General features: G+C 73.1%; 23 protein-coding genes. 9 read left to right on the plus strand and 14 right to left on the minus strand.

Annotated features, from left to right (window positions below; translation table 11 throughout):
• The first annotated feature begins 40 nt into the window (after window positions 1–40).
• Window positions 41–304 carry an LPXTG cell wall anchor domain-containing protein gene (locus tag OG295_RS14220; protein ID WP_371677204.1) on the plus strand — a complete coding sequence of 88 codons (264 nt, stop codon included), beginning with the start codon at window positions 41–43 and terminating at the stop codon, window positions 302–304.
• Between the two features lie 49 nt (window positions 305–353).
• Here the strand turns inward: OG295_RS14220 and OG295_RS14225 are convergent, their stop codons facing one another.
• Window positions 354–1,637 carry a geranylgeranyl reductase family protein gene (locus OG295_RS14225; RefSeq protein WP_266841011.1) on the minus strand — a complete coding sequence of 428 codons (1,284 nt, stop codon included), beginning with the start codon at window positions 1,635–1,637 and terminating at the stop codon, window positions 354–356.
• Between the two features lie 99 nt (window positions 1,638–1,736).
• Here OG295_RS14225 and OG295_RS14230 point away from each other — a divergent pair, with 99 nt between their 5' ends.
• Window positions 1,737–2,267, plus strand: a complete 531-nt coding sequence (locus OG295_RS14230; protein ID WP_371677205.1) for a GNAT family N-acetyltransferase — start codon at window positions 1,737–1,739, stop codon at window positions 2,265–2,267.
• Window positions 2,268–2,290: 23 nt separating this feature from the next.
• On the opposite strand, the gene OG295_RS14235 is transcribed toward OG295_RS14230, so the two are convergent.
• The 5 genes from OG295_RS14235 to OG295_RS14255 all read right to left on the minus strand — a co-directional run bounded on the left by OG295_RS14235 (window position 2,291) and on the right by OG295_RS14255 (window position 6,556).
• Entirely contained in the window at window positions 2,291–3,190 is a 900-nt protein-coding gene (locus OG295_RS14235) for a hypothetical protein (protein ID WP_371677206.1), read from the minus strand.
• Complete coding sequence (locus tag OG295_RS14240; protein WP_371677207.1) at window positions 3,190–4,143, minus strand: hypothetical protein; 954 nt, start codon at window positions 4,141–4,143, stop codon at window positions 3,190–3,192. The genes OG295_RS14235 and OG295_RS14240 overlap by 1 nt, the downstream gene beginning before the upstream one ends.
• Window positions 4,140–4,868 carry an ABC transporter ATP-binding protein gene (locus tag OG295_RS14245; RefSeq protein WP_371677208.1) on the minus strand — a complete coding sequence of 243 codons (729 nt, stop codon included), beginning with the start codon at window positions 4,866–4,868 and terminating at the stop codon, window positions 4,140–4,142. Before OG295_RS14245 ends, OG295_RS14240 begins: the two co-directional genes overlap by 4 nt.
• Window positions 4,869–4,930: 62 nt before the next feature.
• On the minus strand, window positions 4,931–5,857 hold the full coding sequence (locus OG295_RS14250) for a glutaminase (protein WP_371677209.1): 927 nt from the start codon (window positions 5,855–5,857) through the stop codon (window positions 4,931–4,933).
• Window positions 5,858–5,863: 6 nt separating this feature from the next.
• Window positions 5,864–6,556 carry a demethylmenaquinone methyltransferase gene (locus OG295_RS14255; protein ID WP_266841008.1) on the minus strand — a complete coding sequence of 231 codons (693 nt, stop codon included), beginning with the start codon at window positions 6,554–6,556 and terminating at the stop codon, window positions 5,864–5,866.
• Window positions 6,557–6,712: 156 nt separating this feature from the next.
• On the opposite strand from OG295_RS14255, the gene OG295_RS14260 reads away from it, so the two are divergent.
• A complete protein-coding gene (locus tag OG295_RS14260) occupies window positions 6,713–7,489 on the plus strand; it encodes a DUF3152 domain-containing protein (protein WP_371677210.1) in 777 nt (258 codons plus the stop codon).
• Window positions 7,490–7,496: 7 nt separating this feature from the next.
• Here the strand turns inward: OG295_RS14260 and OG295_RS14265 are convergent, their stop codons facing one another.
• The 3 genes from OG295_RS14265 to OG295_RS14275 all read right to left on the minus strand — a co-directional run bounded on the left by OG295_RS14265 (window position 7,497) and on the right by OG295_RS14275 (window position 11,197).
• Window positions 7,497–8,141: a hypothetical protein gene (locus tag OG295_RS14265; RefSeq protein ID WP_371677211.1), complete on the minus strand. Its 645-nt coding sequence runs from the start codon at window positions 8,139–8,141 to the stop codon at window positions 7,497–7,499.
• A 9-nt stretch (window positions 8,142–8,150) separates the two neighbouring features.
• Window positions 8,151–9,350 carry a cyclic dehypoxanthinyl futalosine synthase gene (gene mqnC, locus OG295_RS14270; protein WP_371677212.1) on the minus strand — a complete coding sequence of 400 codons (1,200 nt, stop codon included), beginning with the start codon at window positions 9,348–9,350 and terminating at the stop codon, window positions 8,151–8,153.
• Window positions 9,351–9,424: 74 nt separating this feature from the next.
• A complete protein-coding gene (locus OG295_RS14275; protein ID WP_371677213.1) occupies window positions 9,425–11,197 on the minus strand; it encodes a serine/threonine-protein kinase in 1,773 nt (590 codons plus the stop codon).
• Window positions 11,198–11,530: 333 nt separating this feature from the next.
• Here OG295_RS14275 and OG295_RS14280 point away from each other — a divergent pair, with 333 nt between their 5' ends.
• Together OG295_RS14280 and OG295_RS14285 are read left to right on the plus strand one after the other, a co-directional pair.
• Window positions 11,531–11,653, plus strand: a complete 123-nt coding sequence (locus OG295_RS14280; protein ID WP_371677214.1) for a hypothetical protein — start codon at window positions 11,531–11,533, stop codon at window positions 11,651–11,653.
• Window positions 11,653–12,885, plus strand: a complete 1,233-nt coding sequence (locus tag OG295_RS14285) for an MFS transporter (RefSeq protein ID WP_371677215.1) — start codon at window positions 11,653–11,655, stop codon at window positions 12,883–12,885. The genes OG295_RS14280 and OG295_RS14285 overlap by 1 nt, the downstream gene beginning before the upstream one ends.
• A 15-nt stretch (window positions 12,886–12,900) precedes the next feature.
• On the opposite strand, the gene OG295_RS14290 is transcribed toward OG295_RS14285, so the two are convergent.
• The 3 genes from OG295_RS14290 to OG295_RS14300 form a co-directional block, all read right to left on the minus strand.
• The gene (locus OG295_RS14290) at window positions 12,901–14,748 is read right to left on the minus strand and encodes a glycoside hydrolase family 15 protein (RefSeq protein ID WP_371677216.1); all 1,848 of its coding nucleotides are present in this window, start codon (window positions 14,746–14,748) and stop codon (window positions 12,901–12,903) included.
• 264 nt (window positions 14,749–15,012) lie between these two features.
• Window positions 15,013–15,720: a hypothetical protein gene (locus OG295_RS14295; RefSeq protein ID WP_371677217.1), complete on the minus strand. Its 708-nt coding sequence runs from the start codon at window positions 15,718–15,720 to the stop codon at window positions 15,013–15,015.
• A 123-nt stretch (window positions 15,721–15,843) separates the two neighbouring features.
• Window positions 15,844–16,707 carry a menaquinone biosynthetic enzyme MqnA/MqnD family protein gene (locus OG295_RS14300; RefSeq protein ID WP_371677218.1) on the minus strand — a complete coding sequence of 288 codons (864 nt, stop codon included), beginning with the start codon at window positions 16,705–16,707 and terminating at the stop codon, window positions 15,844–15,846.
• 237 nt (window positions 16,708–16,944) lie between these two features.
• Between OG295_RS14300 and OG295_RS14305 the strand changes: the two genes are divergently transcribed.
• On the plus strand, window positions 16,945–17,148 hold the full coding sequence (locus OG295_RS14305) for a cold-shock protein (protein ID WP_007265804.1): 204 nt from the start codon (window positions 16,945–16,947) through the stop codon (window positions 17,146–17,148).
• Between the two features lie 237 nt (window positions 17,149–17,385).
• Here the strand turns inward: OG295_RS14305 and OG295_RS14310 are convergent, their stop codons facing one another.
• A complete protein-coding gene (locus tag OG295_RS14310; RefSeq protein WP_371677219.1) occupies window positions 17,386–19,074 on the minus strand; it encodes a lytic transglycosylase domain-containing protein in 1,689 nt (562 codons plus the stop codon).
• A gap of 447 nt (window positions 19,075–19,521) precedes the next feature.
• On the opposite strand from OG295_RS14310, the gene OG295_RS14315 reads away from it, so the two are divergent.
• The 3 genes from OG295_RS14315 (at window position 19,522) to OG295_RS14325 (ending at window position 23,703) form a co-directional block, all read left to right on the plus strand.
• Complete coding sequence (locus OG295_RS14315; RefSeq protein WP_371677220.1) at window positions 19,522–20,142, plus strand: hypothetical protein; 621 nt, start codon at window positions 19,522–19,524, stop codon at window positions 20,140–20,142.
• A 158-nt stretch (window positions 20,143–20,300) separates the two neighbouring features.
• On the plus strand, window positions 20,301–21,086 hold the full coding sequence (locus OG295_RS14320; RefSeq protein ID WP_371677221.1) for an SDR family oxidoreductase: 786 nt from the start codon (window positions 20,301–20,303) through the stop codon (window positions 21,084–21,086).
• Window positions 21,087–21,126: 40 nt separating this feature from the next.
• Window positions 21,127–23,703, plus strand: coding sequence for a bifunctional FO biosynthesis protein CofGH (locus OG295_RS14325; protein WP_371677222.1), 2,577 nt, complete (start codon window positions 21,127–21,129; stop codon window positions 23,701–23,703).
• Between the two features lie 64 nt (window positions 23,704–23,767).
• Here OG295_RS14325 and OG295_RS14330 read toward each other — a convergent pair whose 3' ends face one another.
• A complete protein-coding gene (locus OG295_RS14330) occupies window positions 23,768–24,862 on the minus strand; it encodes a tyrosine-protein phosphatase (protein WP_371677223.1) in 1,095 nt (364 codons plus the stop codon).
• Window positions 24,863–25,302: the final 440 nt, after the last annotated feature.

Genomic DNA, 25,302 nt, shown 5'->3' on the forward strand with positions numbered 1-25,302 from the left:
ATGGGCGGGCGCCGGACCGAGACCTGGAGGTGGTGACCCGGTGAGCAGACGGTCCTACGAGGACCACGGCACCGGCGACGACCCCACCGCCGTCCCGGCCGCAGCCGGGCTCGCCCTCCTCGCCGTCGGCGGCTGGCTGTTGACCACCGCCCGCCCCTGGCACAAACCGGGGCATCCCCTCACCCTGGCCCTCGGCTGGACCCTCTCGGGCGCCCTGCTGGTGTCCGGACTGGTCCTGCTGACCCGCTGCGTACGCGCGGTACACGACGCCCAGGACGCCCCCGAGGGCCCCGGGAACGACTGAGCCGCCCCCCGGACCCCCGGGAGGCGGCTCGATGCGCCCCAGGCCCGGATCAGGCCTTCGGGGCCACCTTCGAGAGGCCGTTGATGATGCGGTCCATCGCGTCGCCGCCCGTCGGGTCGGTCAGGTTCGCCAGCATCTTCAGGGTGAACCGCATCAGCACCGGGTGGGTCAGACCGCGCTGCGCGGCGATCTTCATGACCGTCGGGTTGCCGATCAGCTTCACGAAGGCGCGGCCCAGCGTGTAGTAGCCGCCGTACGTCTCCTTCAGCACCTTCGGGTAGCCGTGCAGCGCCAGTTCCCGCTGCGCCGGGGTGGCCCGCGCGTGAGCCTGCACGATCACCTCTGCGGCGATCTGCCCGGATTCCATCGCGTAGGCGATGCCCTCGCCGTTGAACGGGTTGACGAGCCCGCCCGCGTCACCGACCAGCAGCAGGCCCTTGGTGTAGTGCGGCTGACGGTTGAACGCCATCGGCAGGGCCGCGCCGCGGATCGGCTGCGTCATGTTCTCCGGGGTGTAGCCCCAGTCCTCCGGCATCGACGCGCACCAGGCCTTGAGGACCTCGCGCCAGTCCAGCTCCTTGAAGGCGGAGGAGGAGTTGAGGATGCCGAGGCCGACGTTGGACGTGCCGTCGCCCATGCCGAAGATCCAGCCGTAGCCGGGCAGCAGCCGGTCCTGCGGGCCGCGCCGGTCCCACAGCTCCAGCCAGGACTCCAGGTAGTCGTCGTCGTGCCGCGGCGAGGTGAAGTACGTGCGCACCGCGACGCCCATCGGACGGTCCTCGCGCCGGTGCAGGCCCATCGCGAGCGACAGCCGCGAGGAGTTGCCGTCCGCCGCGACCACGAGCGGGGCGTGGAAGGTGACCGGGGTCTTCTCCTCGCCCAGCTTGGCCTGAACGCCCGTGATGTGCCCGGTACGGGGGTCGCGGACCGGCTCGCCGACGTTGCAGCGCTCGTACAGCCGGGCCCCGGCCTTCTGCGCCTGGCGGGCCAGGGTCTCGTCGAAGTCGTCACGCTTGCGGACGAGTCCGTAGTCCGGGTACGAGGCCAGTTCCGGCCAGTCCAGCTGGAGCCGCTGCCCGCCGCCGATGATCCGCAGACCCTTGTTGCGGAGCCAGCCCGCCTCTTCGGAGATGTCGATTCCCATCGACACCAGCTGCTTGGTCGCCCGCGGGGTCAGACCGTCGCCGCAGACCTTCTCGCGCGGGAAGGCCGTCTTCTCCAGCAGCAGGACGTCCAGTCCGGCCTGGGCGAGGTGGTACGCGGTCGTGGAGCCGGCGGGCCCGGCCCCGACGACGATCACATCCGCGGAGTGTTCGGAGAGGGGCTCGGTCACTGCGGGGTCTCCCGAAGGCTCGATAAGGGGTGCCCAACGGCACGGGACATGACGCAGTCTATGCAGCGAGAGAGATCGCGATCCCGAAGGGCTGCCCCGATGACCACCTCACCGACCCGGCCACTCCCCGACGTCACGCTGCGCGTGCCGACGGACGAGGACGCGCACGCCTGGCACCACGTCTTCGACGACCCCGACGTGATGGAGTTCCTCGGCGGCCCGGCCGAGCTGTCCCACTACGAGGAGATCACCGCCCGGCAGCGGATGCACGACGCGCAGCTCGGGTACTGCCTGTGGACGCTCCTGGACGCCGAGGGCGAGGTCCTCGGCTTCACCGGGGCGCAGCCGTGGCCCGCGCACAAGGAGTGGGGCCCGGTCGGCGAGATCGAGATCGGCTGGCGGCTCGGGCGCGAGGCGTGGGGGCGGGGCTACGCGTACGCCGCGGCGCTGGCGACGCTGGAGCGGGTGCGGGAGGCGGGGGTGCCGAAGGTGGTGGCGATGATCGACGACGCGAACGTCCGCTCGGCGGCGGTGGCGGAGCGGCTGGGCATGACCCTGGCCGCCACGTTCCCCCTCCCGGGCGGCCGCCGCAAGGGCCGCCGCTACGAACTCCCCCTCACGGAGTCGTAGGACCGGCCCGCTGACCGGAACGGTCAGTCGACGGGACGCAGGGCGCGCTCGGAGCGCAGCGCGGCCCAAGCGGCCACGGCGGCCAGGGCCGCGCCCCCGGCGAGGGCGAGGCCCCCGGTCAGGCGTGCCGGATCGGGCGGGGCCTGGTTCCACAGGTACAGCTGGTACTGGGCCTCGGCGGGCAGGTTCAGCAGGTCCGCGATCCAGCGGTGCGGCAGGAACGGCGCCGTCGGCAGCAGGACGAGCGGCGCGGTCACCAGCAGGGGCCCCACTCCGAGCGCGATGGTCCCGATGACGCTGCGCATCAGGGCCGCCGCGCATCCGGCCAGGGAGACGAAGAGGAGCTGGACGAGGAGGGCGCCGGCGATCGCGCCCACGGCCTGGCCCCAGGTCGCGGACTCGACGGGCACGGGCGGCGGGGCATGGACGGGCACGGCTGCGAACCCCGGCGCCACCACGCGGGGCCGCACCGGCCACAGCCTGGCGAGGGCCGAGGTCGCCAGCCACAGCAGCACGCCGGTGACGATCTGCGCGGCGAGCGAGAGAGCGAGCGCGGCGCCGACCTTGCGGGCCCACAGCACGCCGACGCGGTTCTCGAACAGGCGCAGGGCGCTCCAGGTACCGCCCTCCAGGGTCTGGCCGAGGCTGGTGGCCACGACCACGCCCGTGAGGACGAGCCCGAGCAGGGTCGCGAACTGCCAGGCCGCCGCCCGCAGCGCGGCCGGGAGCGAGGTCAGGGCCGAGACCGAGGGGTCGACCACGCCGTACGAGGCCCCGGCGATCCACAGCCGGGCGGCCAGCGCCAGGACCACCACCATCGCGGCGGCGGTCGCCCCCCACACGGGAGCGGTCCACAGGGTCCGCAGCTCGCCGGCCCAGGCGGTCCCCTCCCCGCGGGCCGGCCGGCGCCGGGTACCGGCCATCAGGCGCGGTCCCGCGTCCGGTTGAGACGGTCCAGCCATGCCCAGAGCAGGGCGATGAGGGCCAGGGTCGGCAGGAGACGGAGCAGGACGGGGGCGGTGGAAGGGTCCGTGGAGATCCAGAAGTGGTCCCAGACCCCATCGACGGCGCCGAAGCCGACGAGGTCCGCGAGCGCGCCGCCGGGCAGCCAGGCGCCCAGCCCGGGTGCGGCGGAGGTGCGGACCACCAGGACGAGCAGCAGCATCCCGGCGAGGAAGGTTCGCATCGGCTGGCGCAGCAGTGCGGCCACGGCGACGGCGACGGCTGCGGCCCCGGCCAGCACGGCGGCCCCGGCCAGTACGCCCAGCCCGGTGTCCGCGAGGACGGATCCGAGAGCTCCGGACGAGGGCAGCGGGTAGGCGTCACGGCCGTAGAGCAAGCCGAACGCGGCGGTCACCGCGCCGGATACGCAGAGCAGCACGAGGCTCCACAGCCAGACGGCCAGGGCCTTGGCGGCGAGCAGCCGGCCGAGACGGGACTCGTAGAGGAGCAGTGGCACGATGCTGCCCCGGCTCCACTCGCCGGCGACGGAGAAGGCCGCCAGCATGACGAGGAGCGCCAGTCCCGGGATGGACGTCAGCAGCCGTACGGTCCACAGCAGGGCGCCCACGGGGTGCTGAGCCTGCGCGGCCCGCACTCCTTCGGCGGTGAACCTGTCCTGGATCCGCTCCAGCCCGACGGCCTGCAGGGGCACTTCGGCGAGGCACTTGGCCTTCTGCTCCGGGGTGTTCTGCGCGGAATCACACGATCGGGGGAGGTAGTCGAGGTTGGCCTGCACCTGCGTGATGTTGTACGAGGCCATGTTCTGGCTCACCCAGGCGCAGTAGAGGGAGCCGAAGACGAACAGCGTGGCGAGGGTGAGGGCGAGCGGGTGCCGCAGCAGCCGCCGGGTCTCTGCCCGGACGAGGCGGTTCACTGGCTGCCGCCGTTTCCGACGAGCCCGAAGAACCAGTCCTCGAAGGCGGCCGGACCGCTTTCCGGGTCGTAGCCGAGCGCGTCGAGAGTGCCGGCGGCGACGACGCGGCCCTGGGCGAGCATGATCACGCGGTGGCAGATCCGCTGGATCTCGTCGAGCTGGTGGCTGGAGACGAGGACGGCGGCCCCGCGTGCGGCCTCCTCGGCCACGATTCGCCGCACCATGCGCAGTCCCTCGGGGTCGAGCCCGTTGGTGGGCTCGTCGAGGATCAGCAGATCGGGCTGCTTGAGCAGCGCTGCGGCGATGGCCAGCCGCTGCCGCATGCCCTGCGAGTACGTCCCGAGGCGGCGGTCGGCGGCGCCGGTCAGGCCGACGCGGTTGAGCGTACGGGCGATCCGCCCGCCGTCGGGAAGCCCGGCGGTGTCCAGCAGGGTGCGCAGCATGGCGCGTCCGGTGGACCACCGGTGGAAGGCGGGCGCGTCGAGCGCGGCACCGAGCCGGTCGAGCTGCCGCGGCCTCATGGGCAGGGCGTCCCCGAACAGCCGCACCTCACCGGAATCGGGGGTGGAAAGCCCGGTGATCACCCGCATGAGGGTGGTCTTGCCCGCACCGTTGAGCCCGAGGAGGCCGACGATTTCGCCGGCCTCCAGGCTGAGATGGACCCCTTCCAGCACGGAGTGCCTGCGGAAGCTCTTGGTCACTTCGTGACAGGAAAGGATGATCATCGTCTGAGATTACTTGCAGTTGTGGACGACCCGGCTCGGGGACGCCGGACGGAGCCGGCGCGTCAGAAGACGGACAGGCCCGTCAGGGTCGTGAAGCGGTCGAGGGCCGCGACGCCCGCGACCGAGTTGCCCTGGGCGTCGAGCCCCGGGCTCCAGACGGCCAGGCTGCAGCGGCCCGGGACGACCGCGACGATGCCGCCGCCGACCCCGCTCTTGCCCGGCAGCCCCACCCGGTACGCGAACTCGCCCGCCGCGTCGTACGTCCCGCAGGTCAGCATCACCGCGTTGATCTGCTTCGCCTCGCTGCGCGTCAGGAGCCGGGAGCCGTCCGCGCGCAGCCCGTGCCGGGCCAGGAAGCCGCCCGCCAGGGCGAGGTCGGCGCAGCTCATCTCGATGGAGCACTGCCAGAAGTAGTGGTCCAGCAGCGCCGGTACGGGGTTGTCGATGTTGCCGTAGGAGGCCATGAAGTGCGCGACGGCCGCGTTGCGGTCGCCGTGCTCGTGCTCCGAGGCGGCCACCTCCGCGTCGAAGCCGATGTCCGGGTTGCCGCTCTCCTCGCGGAGGAATTCCAGGAGTTCGCTGCTCGCGTCGCCGGTCAGGGTCTGCAGCCGGTCGGTGACGACGAGCGCCCCCGCGTTGATGAACGGGTTACGGGGGATGCCGTTCTCGTACTCCAGCTGGACAAGGGAGTTGAACGGGTTGCCGGAGGGCTCCCGGCCCACCCGCTCCCACAGGCTGTCGCCGCCCTCCGCGAGCGCCAGGGCGAGCGCGAAGACCTTGGTGACGGACTGGGCGGAGAAGGGGACGCGCCAGTCCCCCGCCCCGAAGACGTTGCCGTCCAGGTCGGCGAGCGCCATCCCGAACTGCCCGGGGTTCACGGACGCCAGTGCCGGGATGTACTCGGCGGGGGTGCCGCTGCCCACCAGCGGGGCGACGTCGGCCGCGACCCGCTCCAGCAGCGCCGCGTAGTCGAAGGGCCGGGTCTCCACCGTGCGCTACTCCTTGACCCCGCGGTGCAGCGCCACGATGCCGCCGCTCAGGTTGCGCCACGCGACCCGGCCCCAGCCGGCCTTCTGCAGCAGGGCGGCCAGCGCGGGCTGGTCGGGCCACTCGCGGATGGACTCGGCGAGGTACACGTACGCGTCGGGGTTGGAGGAGACCGCGCGGGCCACCGGCGGCAGCGCCCGCATCAGGTACTCGGTGTAGACCGTCCGGAACGGCGCCCAGGTCGGCTGCGAGAACTCGCAGATCACGACCTGTCCGCCCGGCTTGGTCACCCGGTACAGCTCGCCCAGCGCGGCGTCGGTGTCCTGGACGTTGCGCAGCCCGAAGGAGATCGTCACGGTGTCGAAGACGTCGTCCTTGAACGGCAGCTTCGTCGCGTCGCCCGCCGTCAGCGGCAGCCACGGGTTGCGCTTCTTGCCCTCGCGCAGCATGCCGAGGGAGAAGTCGCAGGGCACCACGTAGGCGCCGGTCGCGGCGAAGGGCAGCGAGGAGGTCGCGGTTCCGGCGGCCAGGTCGAGCACCTGCTGGCCGGGGCGGGCGGCGACCGCCTTGGCGACCTCCTTGCGCCACAGCCGGGCCTGCCCGAGGGAGAGGACGTCGTTGGTGAGGTCGTAGTTGGCCGCCACACCGTCGAACATGGAGGCGACTTCGTGCGGCTGCTTGTCCAGGGAAGCCCTTGTCACTGGCGTTGGCCCCTCGGTGCTCGGTGGATCTGCGGTTCGGCGGGTACGGGCCCATCCTCTCAGGCCCCCGCCCCGCCCGGACGGCTGCCCCGGGTCCGGCGCGGCCACAGGCCTGCCGGGCACACTGGACGGACATACCGAACAAAGGGTTTCAGGATGCCGACAGGCCAGTCACTCAGCGCGGGACGGATCGAGCGGCGCAGGCGGCTGCGCCGCACGGTCCTGTGGGCGGCGGCGTTAGCCGCCCTGTCGGTCGCCGCCTACCGGCTCGGGCCGGCGCACGACCGCCCCGCCGACGCACGCCCCCCGGCCCGCTCCGACCGGGGGAACGCCGAGGGGAACACCGGCGGCGGCGCCCAGGGGCCCGGCACCTCCCCCTCGGTGGGGTTCACGGCCTCCTCGGCAGGCGGGAAGGCCCAGGGCAAGGGGCCGGCGCTGCGCTGGCGGGTGGAGGTGGAGAACGGCAGCGGGGTCGACCCGGACGGCGCGGCCCGCGCCGTCGAGGCGATCCTCGGGGACCGGCGCGGCTGGATACGCGACCCCGCGTACGGCTTCCGGCTGGCCGGCCGCGGGGAACCCGTGGACTTCGTCGTCAAGATCGCCACCCCCGGTACCACCGACCGGCTGTGCGAGGTGGTCACCCCGGAGCTCGTCGGGGAGACGAACTGCCGGGTCGGCCACACCGTCGTGGTGAACCTCAAGCGCTGGCAGGAGGGTTCGCCCCAGTTCAGCGGATCCCCGCAGGAGTACCGGGCGCTGATCGTCAACCACGAGGTGGGCCACGAACTCGGCCACGAGCACGAGACCTGCCCGCGCCCCGGAGCGCCCGCCCCCGCGATGATGCAGCAGATCAAGGGCCTGCTCGGCTGCACCTCGAACGCCTGGCCCTACTCCGCCGACGGCACCTACCTGGCCGGCCCCCGCGTCCCCTGAGGACGGATCAGCGGCGGCGGTGCAGCAGCCGGCCCGCGATGACGGTGGCCACGCACGTGCTCGCGCCCCGCTCGGGCAGCTCCGCCGGCCCGGCGACGGCGAACACCGCGAAACGGGCCGCCGCGCCCTCCCGCAGCTCCCCGTGGAAGGCCTCCTGCGGGGTGCGGAGCCCCGTGAACGGGTCGAGGGACGGCGCGCCCCCGTACGGCACGGGAGGCACGACGGTGAGGCCCGAGCGGACCACCGCGGTGCGCACCGAGGGGATCGTGAACCGCCCGGCCACCGCGACGACCCCGCGCGCGAGCAGTTTCTGCGTGCCGCGCCGGGCGCTGTGGCCCCAGCGGGCCTCGGTCATCTCCAGGGCGGCGAGCGCCTCGGCGCCGGTGATCGGGCCGGCGCCGAGCTCGGTGGTCTCGGAGGGGTCGTCGGGGTAGTACGTCCCCTCCAGCAGGACGTCCGCCCCGCGGGCCAGCAGCCCCGGGGTGAGCACCCCGGGCCAGCGCCGGACCCGGGCGTGCGGGACGGCCGCGCCGAGCTCCTCGTACGGGCCGACGCGGACGATCCGGTCGCCCTCGACGAGGACCGCGCCGCCCTCGACGGGTGCGGATCCCGGTCCGGCGACGAGCAGCTCGGCGGTGTGCAGCGTCAGCATCGGCGGGCGTCAGTTCGTGGAGATGAGCTTCAGCTCGGGGTGCGCGGTGCCGCCCTCGATCGCGGTCGAGGAGATGTGCGAGACGACGCGGTCGTCGACGGGGTCGTTGGCCGGGTCGTCGTGCACCAGCAGGTGCTCGTACGTCGTCGCGCGCTGCGCGGGGACGCGGCCCGCCTTGCGGATCAGGTCGATGATCTCCTGGCGGTTCGAGCGGTGCTTGGCACCGGCCGAGGAGACGACGTTCTCCTCCAGCATGATCGAACCGAGGTCGTCGGCGCCGTAGTGCAGCGAGAGCTGGCCCGCCTCCTTGCCGACGGTCAGCCAGGAGCCCTGGATGTGGGCGATGTTGTCGAGGAAGAGCCGCGCGACCGCGATCATGCGCAGGTACTCGAAGACGGTCGCCTGGGTCCGGCCCTTGAGGTGGTTGTTCTCGGGCTGGTACGTGTACGGGATGAAGGCGCGGAAGCCGCCCGTGCGGTCCTGCGTGTCCCGGATCATCGCGATGTGCTCGATGCGCTCGGCGTTGGTCTCGCCGGTGCCCATCAGCATGGTGGAGGTGGACTCCACGCCCAGCCCGTGGGCGAGCTCCATGATCTCCAGCCAGCGCTCGCCGGACTCCTTGAGCGGGGCGATCGCCTTGCGCGGCCGCTCCGGCAGCAGTTCGGCGCCGGCGCCCGCGAAGGAGTCGAGTCCGGCGGCGTGGATGCGGCGGATGGCCTCCTCGGCGCTGACGCCGGAGATGCGGGCCATGTGGTCCACCTCGGACGCGCCGAGGGAGTGGATCACCAGCTGCGGGAACGCCTTCTTGATGGCGGAGAAGTGCTCCTCGTAGTACTCCACGCCGTAGTCCGGGTGGTGTCCGCCCTGGAACATGACCTGGGTGCCGCCCAGTTCGACGGTCTCCGCGCAGCGGCGCAGGATGTCGTCGAGGTCGCGGGACCAGCCCTTCTTCGTGTCCTTGGGGGCCGCGTAGAAGGCGCAGAACTTGCACGCCGTGACGCACACGTTCGTGTAGTTGATGTTGCGCTCGATGATGTACGTCGCGATGTGCTCCGTACCGGCGTAGCGCAGCCGGCGCGCGGCGTCGGCGGCCTGGCCCAGCGCGTGCAGCGGGGCGTGCCGGTAGAGGTCGAGGGCCTCTTCCTTGGTGATCCGGCCCCCTGCGGCGGCACGGTCGAGGACAGACTGGAGAGCGGCCTGGTCGGTCACCGGTGCGTCACCTTTCGGCGGTGTGTCAAGGGGTTCGGACCGATCCAGCCTACGCCAGGGGCGGTGCGCGGATGTCAGGGGCTACGGGTGAGGTCGCCCTCCGGGTTCCCGGCCCCCCTGTCGCCCGACCTGTAGTGCAGCGAGCCACCGGGGTTGAGGGTGAAGCGTTCGTCGGCGGAGCCGCCGGAGCAGATGCCGGGGGCGGGGTTGGGGCCGCCCGCGCTGTTCAGGACCAGGGTGCCGTCGGTGGCGGAGGAGAGCCTCCAGTCGCCGCTGCAGTCGGTGCCGAGGACCGGCAGGACCGACTTGTCCCGGGCGACGACCTCGCCGATCTTGCCGGCCTTGATGGTGATCTCGAACTCGGTGGTGGCCTTGATGCTGGTGGTGACGCTGCCCTTCCACGTGCCGATGAACTCCTCGGGCACCTCCTTGCGGCTCCCCTTCGGTGCGGAGGGGGAGGACGAGGGGGCGGAGCCGGCGGGGTCCGGGGCCGAGGTGGCCGGGGGCTTGGCGGCCGCCGCGTCCCGGGTGTCCCCCTGCCCGGGCAGCAGCCCCGTCCCGTACAGCCCGCCGGACACCGCCACCAGGGCGACGGCCGCGCCGAGCACCAGGGTGCAGCTGAAGCGGCGGCCCGCCACGCTGAGGCTCGCCCGGCCGCCGCCGGAACCGGCCGTCCGCTGCCCCGGGACCGTCGCGCCGGGGTGCGGGGTCGCGCCGCCCGCGCCGCCCGCCGTCTCGGTGGGGACCCCGTACATGCCGCCGTGTGCGCCGAAGGAGCCGTACGGACCCGCCGGAGCGGAGTACGGCGAGCCCTGCGGGCCCGGTCCCCCGTAGGACGGGTCGGGCGTGCCGAAGCCGACGCCCACGGGCCCCCCGACGGAGGACCCGGTGAACGGCACCGGCCCTGACGGGGCCTCCGGGAAGGAGCCGCCCCCGCTCCCGCCCCCGGCGGCGTCGGCGTCGGCGTCCAGGTCCAGCAGGGCCACGGCGGCCCGGCTCGCCTCCTCCACCAGCGGTCCCGGCAGCCACCCCCGGCCGCCCGGGGCCACGCCCAGGGCCGCCACGAGCGCCTCGGGCGCCGGCCGCTGCTCCGCCGGCTTCGCCAGGCAGGACGCGATCAGGTCGCGCAGCTCCCCGGCGGGGACCCCGTCCAGCTCCGGCGGCTCGTGGACCACCTTGTAGAGGAGGGTCGCGGAGTTGTCCCCGGTGAACGGCGCCCGCCCGGTCGCCGCGAAGGCCAGCACCGCGCCCAGCGAGAACACGTCCGAGGCGCCGGTGACGCCCTTGCCCAGGATCTGCTCCGGGGACATGTAGCCCGGCGAGCCGATGGAGACGCCGGTGGAGGTCAGCGAGGCGGTGCCGTCCGTGGCCCGGGCGATCCCGAAGTCGATCAGCCGCGGCCCGTCGAGGGTCAGCATCACGTTCGACGGCTTCACGTCCCGGTGGACGAGGCCCAGCCCGTGCACCGCGACCAGGGCCCGGGCCAGTCCCGCGCCGATGGCCCGTACCGACACCTCCGGCAGCGGACCGTGCCCGGCCACCGCCCGGTCCAGCGACGGCCCCGCCACGTACCCGGTCGCCACCCACGGCACGGCCGCGTCCGGATCGGCGTCCAGCACGGGCGCGGTCCACTCACCGCCCACCCGCCGCGCGGCCTCCACCTCGCGGCGGAACCGGGCGCGGAACTCCTCGTCGGCCGCGAAGTGCGGGTGCACGATCTTGACGGCGACCGTCCGGCCTCCGGCGCTGCGCCCCAGGTAGACCCGGCCCATCCCGCCGGCACCGAGCCGGCCCAGCAACCGGTACGCGCCTATGCCCCGGGGCTCTCCGGCTTCGAGCGGCTGCATCGTGTCCCCGTCCCCCGTCCCCCGTGTGTGTGGTGTCCCTGCATCCCCGGGGAACCGCGTCGGGTACAGGGCCGCGTTCAAGGCCGCGTCCGGTCGAACCGCCGGCGCCGAGCGCCGCACCCGAGCAGGCTACTCCCCAACTCGATCTCCCCACCCGCGCCTTCGCCAGACGGTCGTGGCGGCGGACGGCGCCGGTCCGCGGACGGCGCCGCACGGCAAGGGTTCGGGCCCCCGGGGCCTGCGGTCGGACGGGACGGTGCCATGGCGGGATCGGCTGCTGCGGGAGCTCCAGGACCTGCGCCGAGCGCGCGGAGCGTTCTCGCCCCGCTGGCGTTGGCCCAGTTCATCTGCAGCTTCGCGGGCTCGAACATGAACGTGATGATCAACGACATCAGCGAGGACCTGGACACCACGGTGCAGGGCGTCCAGATCGCCATCACGATCTCCTGCTCGTGATGGCCGCGCTGATGATCCCGGGCGGGAAGCTGACCGACAAGTGGGGCCGCAAGCGCTGCCTGGTGGCGGGTCTGGTGGTGTACGGGGTGGGGGCGGTGCTCAGCGCGGTCGCGCCGGGGCTGGGGGTACTGATCCTCGGGAACTCGATCCTGGAGGGGGTGGGGACGGCCCTGCTGATCCCACCGGTCTACATCCTGACCACGCTGCTGTTCACCGACACCGCGTCCAGGGCGCGCGCGTTCGGCTCGATCATGGCGATGGGCGGGATCGGCGCGGCGGCGGGCCCGCTGATCGGCGGACTGATCACCAGTGCGATCAGCTGGCGGGCGGCGTTCGTGTTCCAGGCGCTGGTGATCGTGGTGATCGTGGTGCTGAGCCGCGGCATCGCCGATCCGCTGCCGCCCGACCCCGCGCGCCCCTTCGACACCGTGGGGGCGGTGCTGTCGGCGGCGGGCCTGGTGCTGCTGGTGACCGGCATCCTCGCGGTGGACAACAACGGCTGGCTGGCGCTGGGCCTGCTGGCGGCCGGCGCCCTCGTACTGGCCGGGTTCTTCGCCTGGGTCCGCGCCCGCGAGCGCGGCGGCCGGGAGGCGCTGCTGTCGACCGGCCTGTTCCGCAACCGCACCTCCAACCTCGGCCTGGTCACCCAGAACACGCAGTGGCTGATGCTGATGGGCGTCTCGTTCACCGTCGCCGCCTACCTGCAGGTGGTGCGCGGCTACGACGCGATCCAGACCGGCGTGATCTTCACCGCCGCGACGCTGGGCATCCTCGCCTCGTCACTGGCCGCCGAGAAGCTGGCCCGGCGGCGTCCGCAGCGCACCCTGATCATGGCCGGCTTCGCCGTGACGATCGCGGGCGTCGCCCTGCTGCTGGCCCTGGTCGCCTGGACGCCCGGGGTCTGGGCCTTCGCCCCGGGTCTGCTGCTGATCGGACTGGGTCTGGGCCTGATGCTCACCCCCTCGGTGAACGTGGTCCAGTCGTGCTTCCCCGAGTCGCGGCAGGGCGAGATCTCGGGGGTGTCGCGCAGCGTCTCCAACCTCGGCTCCTCACTGGGGACCGCGGTCACGGGCACGATCCTGGTCTCCGGGCTCTCACAGGGCGCCTACGCCGCGGCGATGGCGGTCCTCGGGGTGATCGGCCTGGTGGGGCTGGCGGCCGCGGCGCTGCTGCCGCGGGGCTCCCGGCAGACGCCCGCGGAGACCGCGGGGGAACCGTCCGGCCCGCGGTGACGCCGGCGCGGCCGGTCAGTGGAACGGGCGTTCGGCGCGGTCGAGTTCCTCGTCGAGGGCGAGGGCCGCGTCGATGAGGGCGAGGTGGGTGAAGGCCTGCGGGAAGTTGCCGAGCTGTTCGCCGGAGGGGCCGATCTCCTCGGCGAACAGGCCCACGTGGTTGGCGTAGGTGAGCATCTTGTCGAAGGCGTAGCGGGCCTGTTCGAGACGTCCGGCGCGGGCGAGGGCCTCCACGTACAGGAACGTGCACAGGTTGAAGGTGCCCTCGGAGCCGCGCAGGCCGTCGGGCGACGCGGCGGGGTCGTAGCGGTAGACCAGGCTGTCGCTGACGAGTTCGGTGTCCATGGCGTCGAGGGTGGTCAGCCAGTCGGGATCGGTGGGGGTCAGGAAGCCGACCTTGGGCATGAGGAGCAGGGAGGCGTCGAGGACGTCCGTGTCGTAGTGCTGGACGAAGGCGCGGCGCTCCGCGCTCCAGCCCCGGTCGACGATCTGCCGGAAGACGGCGTCGCGGGCTTCCTGCCAGCGGGTGGTGTCGCCGGGACGGGAGCGGGCCGTGGCGAGCCGGACGGCACGGTCGAAGGCGACCCAGGTCATCAGGCGGCTGTAGGTGAAGTCCTGGCGGCCTCCGCGGGTTTCCCATATGCCCTCGTCGGGGCGGTCCCAGTGATCGGTGAGCCAGTCGACGACACCGGCGAAGACCTGCCAGCCGCGGACGCCCCCGATGTCCTCGGCCTGGGCGAGGGCGTAGGCCGCCTCGCCGTAGATGTCGAGCTGGATCTGGTCGGCGGCGGCGTTCCCGGCCCGCACCGGGGCGGAGCACCGGTAGCCCTCCAGGTGGGCGAGCGTCTCCTCGGTGAGGTGGGGCTCGCCGTCGACGCGGTACATGATCTGCAGCGGTTCGCCCGACGCCGTGGCGCCGGCGTCCAGGCGTTCGCGCAGCCACCGGCGGAACGCGTCGGCCTCCGCCGTGAAGCCGAGGTCGATCAGGGCCCTCACGGACAGCGAGCCGTCGCGGACCCAGGTGTAGCGGTAGTCCCAGTTGCGCTCGCCGCCGATCTGTTCGGGCAGGCCCATGGTGGCGGCGGCGACGGGAGCGCCGGTCGGGGCGTAGGTGAGGAGTTTGAGGGTGATGGCCGACCGGGAGACCATCTCGTGCCAACGGCCCCGGTAGCGGGAGGAGCGCAGCCAGTTCCGCCAGAACGCGGAGCACGCGTCGAACTCGGCGAGGACCGCTTCGACGGTGGGCAGCGGACCGCCGGGCCGGCCGCTGAGTCCGGCCGGACCGCCGCTCTCGCTGGTCAGGACGACCGCGGCACGTTCCCCGGCGTTCAGGGTGAACCGGGCGGAGACGTCGGTGCCCTCCTCGTGCAAGCCGACCGGGGCGGTGGCCTGCAGGTGCAGGTCGGTGCCGGGTCCGCGGAACAGGACGGACCCGTCGTCGAGGCGCTGGAGCTCGTGCGGGGCCCGGCCGTAGTCGAAGCGCGGCCGGCACACCAGCTCGAACGGCAGACTGCCACGCACCACCCGCGCGGCCCGCACCAGCCGGTGCCGGGCGGACGGCGTCGGGGAGGTGTCGGGCGGCATGAAGTCGACGACCTCGCCGACCCCGCCCGGTGCCATGAAGCGGGTGATGAGGACGGCGGTGTCGGGCAGGTAGAGCTGCCGGACGGTGCCCTCGTCACCGACGTCGGCACGCAGGCGGCAGTAGCCTCCGCGGTCGCTGTCGAGGAGCGAGGCGAACAGGCTGGGGGAGTCGAACCTCGGGGTGCACCACCAGTCGACGGTGCTGTCGGCGGCGATCAGCGCCGCGGTCTGCAGGTCGCCGACGATGCCGTGATCGGCGATCGCTGGGTAGTCGTTCACAGCGCCTCCTCGGCCACGGGCGCCGGCCGGCCGGGGGCCGGTGCTGGAGGCCATCAGGATCCGTGCGGCGGGCCCACGGCCCGCGCCGTGCCGTACGCGCGGTCGGCGCTTCGCCCGGCAGCCACCCGCCGCAGCGGGGTCGGGCGCCCGGCCACGCCTGCCCATCATCGCTGGCCCGGAGACCCCCGGCCACTCACGGGCGCTCCGTGCCCGCGTCCGCGCGCACGGCACCGGCCGGCCGGCCGGCCCGGTCGTCCGGGCCCGTCAGCGGCGGTCGCCTCCCCACACCTCGCTCTCGCGCAGCACCGCCAGTGCGAACGCCGGCCGGGCGTCGAGCGGGCCGTCCCGGTCCACCGTGTACCAGCGCGGGCCCTGGGAGGGCTGGAAGGTGAGCACGGTCCGGTCCCCGGCCCGCCAGACCACCGGCGCGAGGCCGCCGGCCGCGTCGCCCTCGGCCCCCAGGCTCAGCAGGCCGTCGACGACGCCGCCCAACAGCTTGCCGGCGCCCCGCTCCAGCGCCCGCCGGGGGCCGCCGTCGGCCCAGCCGCGCACGGCCACCGCCTCCGGCTGCCCGGGGAGCTCCAGCCACCAGCCGTGGCGGACCAGTCGCTGCGCGGCCGGGGTCCGGTGGACGGCGCCCAGCTCCCGCCCGTCGGGTCCGGTGACCCGGTAGGGGCCCTCCCCGGGCTCCGGACCGGCCGGGGTCACCGAGCACAGCGGGCGCAGACCGCCCTCGTCCGCGGACAACCGGAATCCCCGGCGCGGCGGAGCGCCGGGCACGGCCGGTGCGATGAACACGGCCGGAACCATGTCCTCCCCCAGCCGCCGCGGAACACGGATCGCGTACGGTCCCGCGCCGCGCCGGGAGGCGCGCACGGCGTTGCGCAGCGTCCGGCCGACGGTGAACCGGGTGATCTCTTCCCAGTACACCGGTTCAATCGGTTCGGCCGGCCGCTTACCACCGAATGCCATGGGGTCCCCCGTCCCTCGTTCGTATTCCGCTTCAGGGGGACGAGAATACGAAAGGGGAACGAATTCCCGGCAAACGGAACAATCACCGGTTTGGCGGCACCGGAGATCACCGGGATAAGACGGTCACCGCTCCGGGACGGTCGCCTTCAGGAGCTCTACGGCGACATCCGTCGGGTACCCGGTGTCGGCTCCCGTTCGGCGCGCGAATTCCCGTACGCCGGCCAGCTGCTCGGGGCCGAAGCGGAAGTCGAGGGTGGTGAAGTAGCGCTCCAGCAGCTCCGCGTCGAAGGCCTCCCAGCGGGCCGCCTGGTCGGCCACCTTGGTCACCTCTTCGAGGGAGAGGTCACGGGAGGCGAGGAAGGCCTCGTGGACCTCCCGGACCACCTCCGGCTCACGGGCGAGGTAGTCCTTGCGGGCTGCCCAGACGGCGAAGACGAACGGCAGTCCCGTCCAGTCCTTCCACATCTGCCCGAGGTCGTGCACGGTCAGGCCGAGCCGGGGGGCGTCGTGCAGCGAGGCGCGCAGCGCGGCGTCTCCGATCAGCACCGCCGCCTCGGCCTCCTGCATCATCAGCCCCAGGTCAGGGGGGCAGGAGTAGTAGTCGGGGCGGACCCCGTACTGCTCGGCGAGCAGCAGCTGGGCGAGGCGTACGGAGGTGCGCGAGGTCGATCCGAGGGCGACCCGGGCGCCGTCCAGTTGCTCCAGCGGGACCTGCGAGACGATCACGCACGACATGACCGGACCGTCGCAGCCGACCGCGAGGTCGGGGAAGGCGACGAGCTGGTCGGCGTTGCGGAGGAACTCCACGAGGGTGATCGGGGCGATGTCCAGCTCACCCCGCACGAGGCGCTCACTGAGCTTCTCGGGGGTGTCCTTGGTCAGGTCCATGTCCAGCAGCGTGCCGGTTCTGGCCAGCCCCCAGTAGAGGGGGAGGCAGTTCAGGAACTGGATGTGGCCGACACGGGGCCGGCTGCGATAGACGTCCACATCGCGAGACTAGCCCCCGGCTCTCCGTCAGCGATCAGGCGGGTCTCAAACGTCCGGGTGACGTGATCTTTCCCTCTGGTCTCGCCCCGAGGGTGCGTGCTAGGCTCGACGCAAGTTGCAGTTTGGTTTCCCTTGCAGTACGAGGCCTGCGGAGCATGTAACCCGCAGGCTTTTGTAGTTTTCAGACTTCTTAGCAGGTTCTGGAGCAGGGCGACCCTTTGGCCCATAGGAGGGCTCATGGCTACCGGAACCGTGAAGTGGTTCAACGCTGAAAAGGGCTTCGGCTTCATCGCCCAGGACGGCGGCGGCCCGGATGTCTTCGTCCACTACTCCGCGATCAACGCCTCTGGCTTCCGCTCCCTGGAGGAGAACCAGCAGGTGAACTTCGACGTCACGCAGGGTCCGAAGGGCCCGCAGGCGGAGAACGTCACCCCGGCCTAGTCGCCTGGCCGGCCGGATCGCGGCTGGATTAAGCAGTACCCAAGGAGCCCTGTCTCCCCCGCCCAGGCGGGGGAGACAGGGCTCCTGCCTGTGGCCCTCCGGCGCCCGCCGAGGGGGAACGACCGTGGCCCGGTCACCGTCCGGGAGGACGGTGACCGGGCCACGGGCCGTTCGTACGCGGGGCCGGACCGCCCGGGGGCGGTCCGGAGCCCCGGCCTGGCGGCCGGGGCGGTGGGGCTACTGCTTGGCGGCCGACGGGGCGGTGATCTTGATGTCCAGGATCAGTTCCGCGCCGTCCGCGGTGCTCAGACGGAGGTGGTAGGTGCCCGCGGGCACGTCCGTGGTGAGCAGCTCCGGCAGCTTGAACTTGCCGTCGGCGCCGGTCTTGGGCAGCTCCAGGGAGAACAGCTTCGCGCCGTCCTTGCCCGCGAAGTACGGACCCGTGGCCTTCTTCGCGTCCACCGGGGTCCAGGCGCCCGGCTTGCCCTCGACCAGTGCGGCGGTGACCTGCGCACCGGCCACCGGCTTCCCGCCCGCGGCGGCCAGGAACTCCAGGCCCTTCACCGCGGTGCCGGCCGCGGCCCCGACCGGGGCGGTGCCGTCGGTGCGGGTGAGGACGAGCGGCTTGGCCTTCTCCGTGACCTTTCCGTCAAGCGCCAGCGTGAGCTGGCTCTTCGCGTCGTAGGCCGTGGCCCGCAGGGTGAACGTGCCCGCCTCGGCGCCCGCCTTCAGCTTGGGCGCGGTGGCGATGCCCTCGGAGTCCGTACGGACGACCACGCTCGGCTCGTCGCCGAAGACGAAGCCGGTGCCGCCGGTGGTGTCCTTCTCCACGGCGACGACGACGGCCTGGTCCGCGGCCGGCTTGCCGTCGCTGAGCAGTGCCTTGAAGCGGACGCCCTCGGCGAACAGGCTCCCGGCCTCGGCCTCCAGCTTCGCGTCGCCGACCCGCTCCAGCTTGGCGAGGGTCGCGGGCGCCGGGGTCGGCTTGGTCGGCTCGCTCGGCGTCGGCGTCGGCGTGGGCGTCGGCTTCGGAGTCGGGGTGGGCGTCGGCTTCGGCGCGGGATTCGGCTTCGAGGCCGGCGGGTTCGGCGTCGGGACGTGCGGCGGGGTGGGCAGGGTCGGCGCGGGCGGCGTCGGGAAGGTTCCGACCGGCGGGTTCGGGACGCCCGTGGTGCCTTCCTGGTACTGGCGCATGTAGCCGAGGACGCTGTTCACGTACTCGCGCGAACTGTTGTAGCTGAGGACCGCCCTGTCCAGGTCGGCCGGGACCGACAGGTCCTTGCCGCCGGAGCAGAGGTAGAGACCGGCGCCGAGGGCCGCGTCGTAGATGTTGTTCGCGTCGCGCTGGCCGTCGCCGTTGCCGTCGGCCTTCCAGTCCTTCCACGTGGAGGGGATGAACTGGAGCGGGCCGAAGGCGCGGTCGTACTCGGTGTCGCCGTCCCACTCGCCCTTGTCGGTGTCGGTGATCTTCGCGAAGCCGTTGCCGTCGAGGCGGGGGCCGCGGATCGGGCGCTCGGTGGTGCCGTCGGCCTTGAGCCCGTACCCGGAGGCGTGGACGGACTCGATCCGGCCTATGCCGGCGATCAGCGCCCAGGACAGGTTGCACTTGGGCAGGGCCGCCTTCACGGCGACCTCGGCGCGCTTGTAGGCGTCGAGGGCGGTGGCGGGGATCCCGGAGGCCCCTTCGGCCGCGCCGCCGGCGCCGGCCGCGGGTGGCACCACGGGGTCGGCGAGCGGGGCCGGCAGGTCGAGGCGGGCGTCACCGCGGTCGGCGGCCTGCGGACTGTCCGGGGTCGGTTCGGCCTCTCCCGCACCGGCGACCGGAGTGTTGGTCACGACGGCGGCGGTGGTCAGGCTGGCCGCGAGGGCGGCCGTGCACAAGACCTTGCGCGAGGTGTTGACTACATGACGGTGAAGCGGCTTCACAGTGCGGCGATCCCCCCAAGGCGGCCGGCGAAGGCGTCGGCTGGTCGAGCCGTGATTCTTCTGTCTATCAGGTATTCGGATACGACTCGCCGTCACCCCCGCACATATGACGCACCATTCGTCTCGGCTTCACCCGCCTGTGGCCCAGGACGTCCAGCGTGCCTCGTCCGCGCCTCCGGTGAACCACCGGAACCGCCCAAGACCCGGACCGATACGCCCCATTAGCCCACTCTGGCACGGAACTCACCCTCATGTCCCGGGTGTCCGCGGCCTCCAGGTGGGCGGAGGAACCGGGACCCTCCGCCCCGGCTGGTACGTTCGAGCCACACGAGAGCACTGGCGTTCGGTTCCGCTCCTGCAGTGAAGGCACCCCTCCGGCGGGGGCCGCGGGCCGTCGTCCCGGCTGTTCGCCGCTCCCTGCCGTCCGCAGAACCCGAAGGCCCTCCCATGAGCACTCCCCCGCCCAACCCGTACTCGGGCGCGCCCGTTCCGCCCAACCCGTACGCCCAGGGCGCCGGTGCGCCCAACCCGTACGGCCCGCCGCAGCCCGGCGGACCGGTCCCGGCGCAGCAGCCCCCGTACGCGCAGCCGTACCCGCCGCAGCCCCGGCAACCGCAGCAGCCGCACCCCCAGTACGCCCACCCCCAGCACCCCCCGTACCTGGTGCCCGGCCCCACCGGCTGCCGCAACTGCGGGGCTCCCGAGGCCGTGAACTTCGCCGTCCGGGCCCACGTCGGCGTGCTCGTCGTGATGCGGTTCCACCGCCTCGACGGCCCCTTCTGCCGCCGGTGCGGGCGCGCCCTGGTGCGGATCATGACCACCAAGACGCTGTTCCAGGGCTGGTGGAGCCCCCTGTCCCTGGTGCTGTTCACGCCCTTCACCCTGTTCTGGAACCTGATCGCCGCGACCAAGTTCGCCAAGCTCGAACCGTCGGAGCCGGCCCCCGGCCGTCAGCAGCTCGACGAGGGTCCGCCGGTGCACGCGCGCCCGCTGGCGTACGTGGCGATCGTGCCGCTGCTCTGGGCGGTCTGGGTGATCACGCACATCATCGCGGACGTCAGCGGCTGACCTCCGGGGCGGCGGCGCCGGGCCGGGTCCACCGTCCCGGGACCGCCGCCCCTTCCCCCGCCGCCCTTCCCCCGCCACCCCTTCACAACCCCGCCCCGCACCCCTACCCTGACGCCCCGTCAGATCCATTGCCGGATCCAGCCGCCAGGGGGCGCGCCATGCTGCTGCGAGGGAAGACCGTCATCGTCTCCGGGGTCGGAGCCGGACTCGGGCACCAGGTGGCCGCGGCCGTGGTCCGCGACGGCGGCAACGCCGTGCTCGGGGCGCGGACCGAGGCCAATCTGGCCAAGTCCGCCGCCGAGATCGACCCCGACGGCGCCCACACCGCCCACCGGCCGACCGACATCACCGACGAGGCCCAGTGCCGGGCCCTGGCCGAGCTGGCCGTCGAGCGGTTCGGCGGGGTCGACGCCGTCGTGCACGTCGCCGCCTGGGACGCGTACTTCGGGGGCCTCCAGGACGCCGACTTCGGGACCTGGCAGCAGATCCTCGACGTCAACCTGCTCGGCACCCTGCGCATGACCCGCGCCTGCCTGCCCGCCCTCAAGGCCGCGGGCGGCGGCTCCGTCGTCATCATCGGCACCCAGTCCGCGGTGGCCGCCCCCAACGAGGTGCGCCAGGCCGCCTACGCCGCCTCCAAGGGGGCGCTGACCTCCGCCATGTACTCCCTCGCCCGCGAGCTCGGACCGGACCGGATCCGCGTCAACACCGTGCTGCCCGGCTGGATGTGGGGCCCGCCCGTCCAGGCCTTCGTCACCTTCACCGCCCACACCGAGAACGTCCCGGAGGCAGAGGTCCACGCCCGCCTCACCGAGCGGATGGCGCTGCCCGACCTCGCCACCGACGGGGACGTCGCCGACGCCGCCGTCTTCCTCGCCAGCGACCGGGCCCGGGCGATAACCGGCCAGTCCCTGCTGGTCAACGCCGGTGAGCTGATGCGATGAGGCCCTCCACTGGGTACCGGCAGACTCGTATGCTCGCCGTATGACCACTCCGAGCGACGCTCCCACCGACAACGCCATGCGCCGCGCGCTCCGGCGGGCCCGCGACGGCGTCGCGCTGGACGCGACCGAGGCCGCCGTACTCCTGCGGGCGCGCGGCGAGGCCCTCAAGGACCTCGCCGCCTCCGCCGCCCGCGTCCGGGACTCCGGGCTCGCCGCCGCCGGGCGCCCCGGCGTGATCACGTACTCGCGCAAGGTCTTCATCCCCCTCACCCGCCTGTGCCGCGACAAGTGCCACTACTGCACCTTCGTGACGGTGCCCGGCAAGCTCCGCAAGGCCGGGCACGGCATGTACCTCTCCCCCGACGAGGTCCTCGACATCGCCCGCCAGGGCGCGGCGATGGGCTGCAAGGAAGCCCTGTTCACCCTCGGCGACCGCCCGGAGGAGCGCTGGCCCGAGGCCCGCGAGTGGCTGGACGCGCACGGCTACGACGACACCCTCGCCTACGTACGGGCCATGGCGATCCGGGTACTGGAGGAGACGGGCCTGCTGCCCCACCTCAACCCGGGCGTGCTGTCGTGGGCGGAGCTCCAGCGCCTCAAGCCCGTCGCCCCGTCCATGGGCATGATGCTGGAGACCACCGCCACCCGCCTGTGGTCCGAGCCCGGCGGCCCGCACCACGGCTCCCCCGACAAGGAGCCCGCCGTGCGGCTGCGGGTCCTGGAGGACGCGGGCCGCTCCAACGTGCCCTTCACCACCGGGGTGCTCATCGGCATCGGCGAGTCCTACGAGGAGCGCGCCGAGGCCTTCTTCGAGCTGCGCCGGATCCAGCGCAGCTACCACGGCATCCAGGAAGTCATCGTCCAGAACTTCCGCGCCAAGCCGGACACGGCCATGCGCGGCATGCCGGACGCCGAGCTGGAGGAGCTGGCCGCCGCCATCGCCGTGGCCCGGCACATCCTGGGCCCGAGCGCCCGCATCCAGGCCCCGCCGAACCTGGTCGACGCCGAGTACGCCCTGCTGATCGGCGCCGGGATCGACGACTGGGGCGGGGTCTCCCCGCTGACCCCGGACCACGTCAACCCGGAGCGGCCCTGGCCGCACATCGAGGAGCTCGCGGAGCGCACCGCCGCCGCCGGCTTCGAGCTGCGCGAACGGCTCACGATCTACCCGGAGTTCCTCGGGCGCGGGGAGCCGTGGCTGGACCCCCGGCTGCTGCCGCACGTGCGCGCGCTGGCCGACCCGCAGACGGGTCTGGCCGACGCGGCCGCGACGGTGGAGGGCCGGCCGTGGCAGGAGCCCGACGAGGGCTTCGCCGCGTACGGGCGCACCGACCTGCACACCGCCATCGACACCGAGGGCCGTACCGGGGACCGCCGCGAGGACTTCGACCACGTCTACGGCGACTGGGAGGCCCTGCGCGAGGCCGCGGCCCCCGGCATGGTCCCCGAGCGCATCGACACCGACGTACGGGCGGCCCTGGCGCAGGCCGCCGACGACCCGACGCGGCTCACCGACGCGCAGGCCCTCGCCCTGCTGCACGCGGACGGCCCGGCGCTGGACGCGCTGTGCCGGATCGCGGACGAGCTGCGCGCCGCGGTGGTGGGCGACGAGGTCACCTACATCGTCACGCGGAACATCAACTTCACCAACGTCTGCTACACCGGCTGCCGCTTCTGCGCCTTCGCGCAGCGCCGTACGGACGCCGACGCCTACACCCTCTCCCTGGACCAGGTCGCCGACCGGGCCGCGCAGGCCTGGGACGTGGGCGCCGTCGAGGTGTGCATGCAGGGCGGCATCCACCCCGACCTGCCCGGGACCGCCTACTTCGACATCGCGCGCGCGGTGAAGGAGCGGGTCCCCGGCATGCACGTGCACGCCTTCTCCCCGATGGAGGTCGTCAACGGCGCCACCCGGACGGGGATGTCCGTACGGGACTGGCTCACGGCCGCCAAGGAGGCCGGGCTGGACTCGATCCCGGGCACGGCGGCCGAGATCCTGGACGACGAGGTCCGCTGGGTCCTGACCAAGGGGAAGCTGCCGACGGCGGACTGGATCGATGTGGTCACCACCGCGCACGAGCTCGGCATCCGGTCCTCGTCCACCATGATGTACGGCCACGTGGACCAGCCCCGGCACTGGCTGGGGCACCTGCGCACCCTGGCCCGGATCCAGGAGCGGACCGGCGGCTTCACGGAGTTCGTGACGCTCCCCTTCATCCACACCAACGCCCCGGTGTACCTGGCGGGCATCGCCCGGCCCGGCCCGACGGTCCGGGACAACCGGGCGGTCACGGCGATGGCCCGGCTGCTGCTGCACCCGCACATCACCAACATCCAGACCAGCTGGGTGAAGCTGGGGGCGGAGGGCGCGGCCGAGATGCTCCGCTCCGGGGCGAACGACCTGGGCGGCACGCTGATGGAGGAGACGATCTCCCGGATGGCGGGGTCGGGTTACGGCTCGTACAAGTCCGTCCGGGACCTGATCGCGGTCGCGGAGGCGGCGGGCCGGCCCGCGAAGGCCCGTACGACGCTGTACGGGGAGGTCCCGCGGGAACGGCAGGAGGCGGCGCGCGCCTCGGACGGCCACCTGCCGGAGCTGCTGCCGGTACTGGACTGAGCGGGAACGCGGGAGCCCGGCCGGTGTGGCGTCCGGCCGGGCCCGTGTTCCGCGGCGGCGGGGATCAGCCGACGAGGAGGTCCTTCCTGAGCTGCTTCAGCTCGCGGGCGTCGATGCCGAGGCCGTCCTTGAGGTAGCGGTCGAAGGAGCCGTACCTGGCCTTGACCTCGTCGTAGCCGGAGTTGAGGTACTCGGGGCGCACGTCGAGCATCGGCTTGTACACGGCGGCCTGCGGGGCGGGCAGGTGCGAGAGGACGGCGTCGTTGGCGGCCTTGCGGTAGTCGTTGCTGGCCAGGTAGTCGGCCATGACCGTCTCCTGCGGGACGCCGAGGGCGGTCAGCAGGGTGGCGTTCGCCCAGCCCGTGCGGTCCTTGCCGGCGGTGCAGTGGAAGAGGACGGAGCGGCTGCGGTCCTTCTCGATCCCTTCGAAGACCCGCGCGTAGGCCTTCTTGCCGCCGTCGCCGCCGACCATGGCCTTCTCGGCGTCGACCATGGCCTTGACGGCCTCGTCGGGGGTCTTCGGCAGGGTCTGGAAGGAACCGGAGCCGGCGAAGACGTCGGCGACGACGTAGGCGGCGCCCGCCGGGACCTTGTCGGCGTCCTTGGTGCGCTCGTCCTGCATGCGCAGGTCGAAGACCGTCCTGACGCGCAGCCGCTGGAGCTTGGCCAGGTCGTTCGCGGTGAGCTTGTTCAGGGCGTCGGAGCGGTAGATCTCGCCCATCTTGACCCACTGGCCGCTCGCGGTGCGGTAGCCGCCCGCGTCGCGGAAGTTGACCGTGCCCTCCAGCTTGACCAGCCGGTCGGCCAGGCGCAGGCCCTCGCCGCGCTCCGGCCGGAAGTCGAACCACTGGCGGTCGGCGGCGGGCAGGCCCTTGACCACGGCGCGGCCCTGGGCGCCGCCCTGGGCGACGACCTTGCCGTTGGCCTTGATCTCGACGCGCCCGGTGCCCTTGGCGCTCCACGCGAGGGTGTACGAGCCGTCGGCTCCGGCGGTGACCGTGGCCTCGGTGAAGGGGATGCCGGAGCGGCCCTGATGGCCGTTGTTCCAGGGGAGCTCCCAGCCGGCGGCGGTGGCGGCGGGGGCCGCGACCAGCGAGGCGGTGAGTGCGGAGGCGACGACGGTCGCGGCGAGGAGTGCCTTCGGGAGTGCCTTCTTCATGGCTACGAGGCTCTGGGCGGGCGGAGAACGCCGCGTGAACGAGGCATGGCCGGAACCGGCCGACTGGAAGGCAAGTGGCAAAACGTGCCATGCGCCAGGGTGGCGGCTGGAACCGTTCGCGATTCGGCCGTTCTCCGCCCACTTGGCGGCGAGGTGCCGAAGGCCTTCCGGATTCGGCCGGACCCGTCCACTACAGTGCCCGGGAGCCTGGGGGGAAACGACATGGACACGACCATCACAGCGGGCACGACGGCCACGCCCGAGCCCACGCACGCGCCCGAAGGCCGGACTCCACCGGCTCCCGCGACTTCCGCGGCTCCACCGGCGGCCGTGACTCCACCGGCTCCACCGGCTCCACCGGCTCCACCGGCTCCACCGGCTCCCCTGGCTCCACCGGCTGCCATGACTCCACCGACCCCCGTGGCTCCACCGGCTCCACC

This window comes from Streptomyces sp. NBC_01276 (genome assembly GCF_041435355.1).
Classification (GTDB): domain Bacteria; phylum Actinomycetota; class Actinomycetes; order Streptomycetales; family Streptomycetaceae; genus Streptomyces.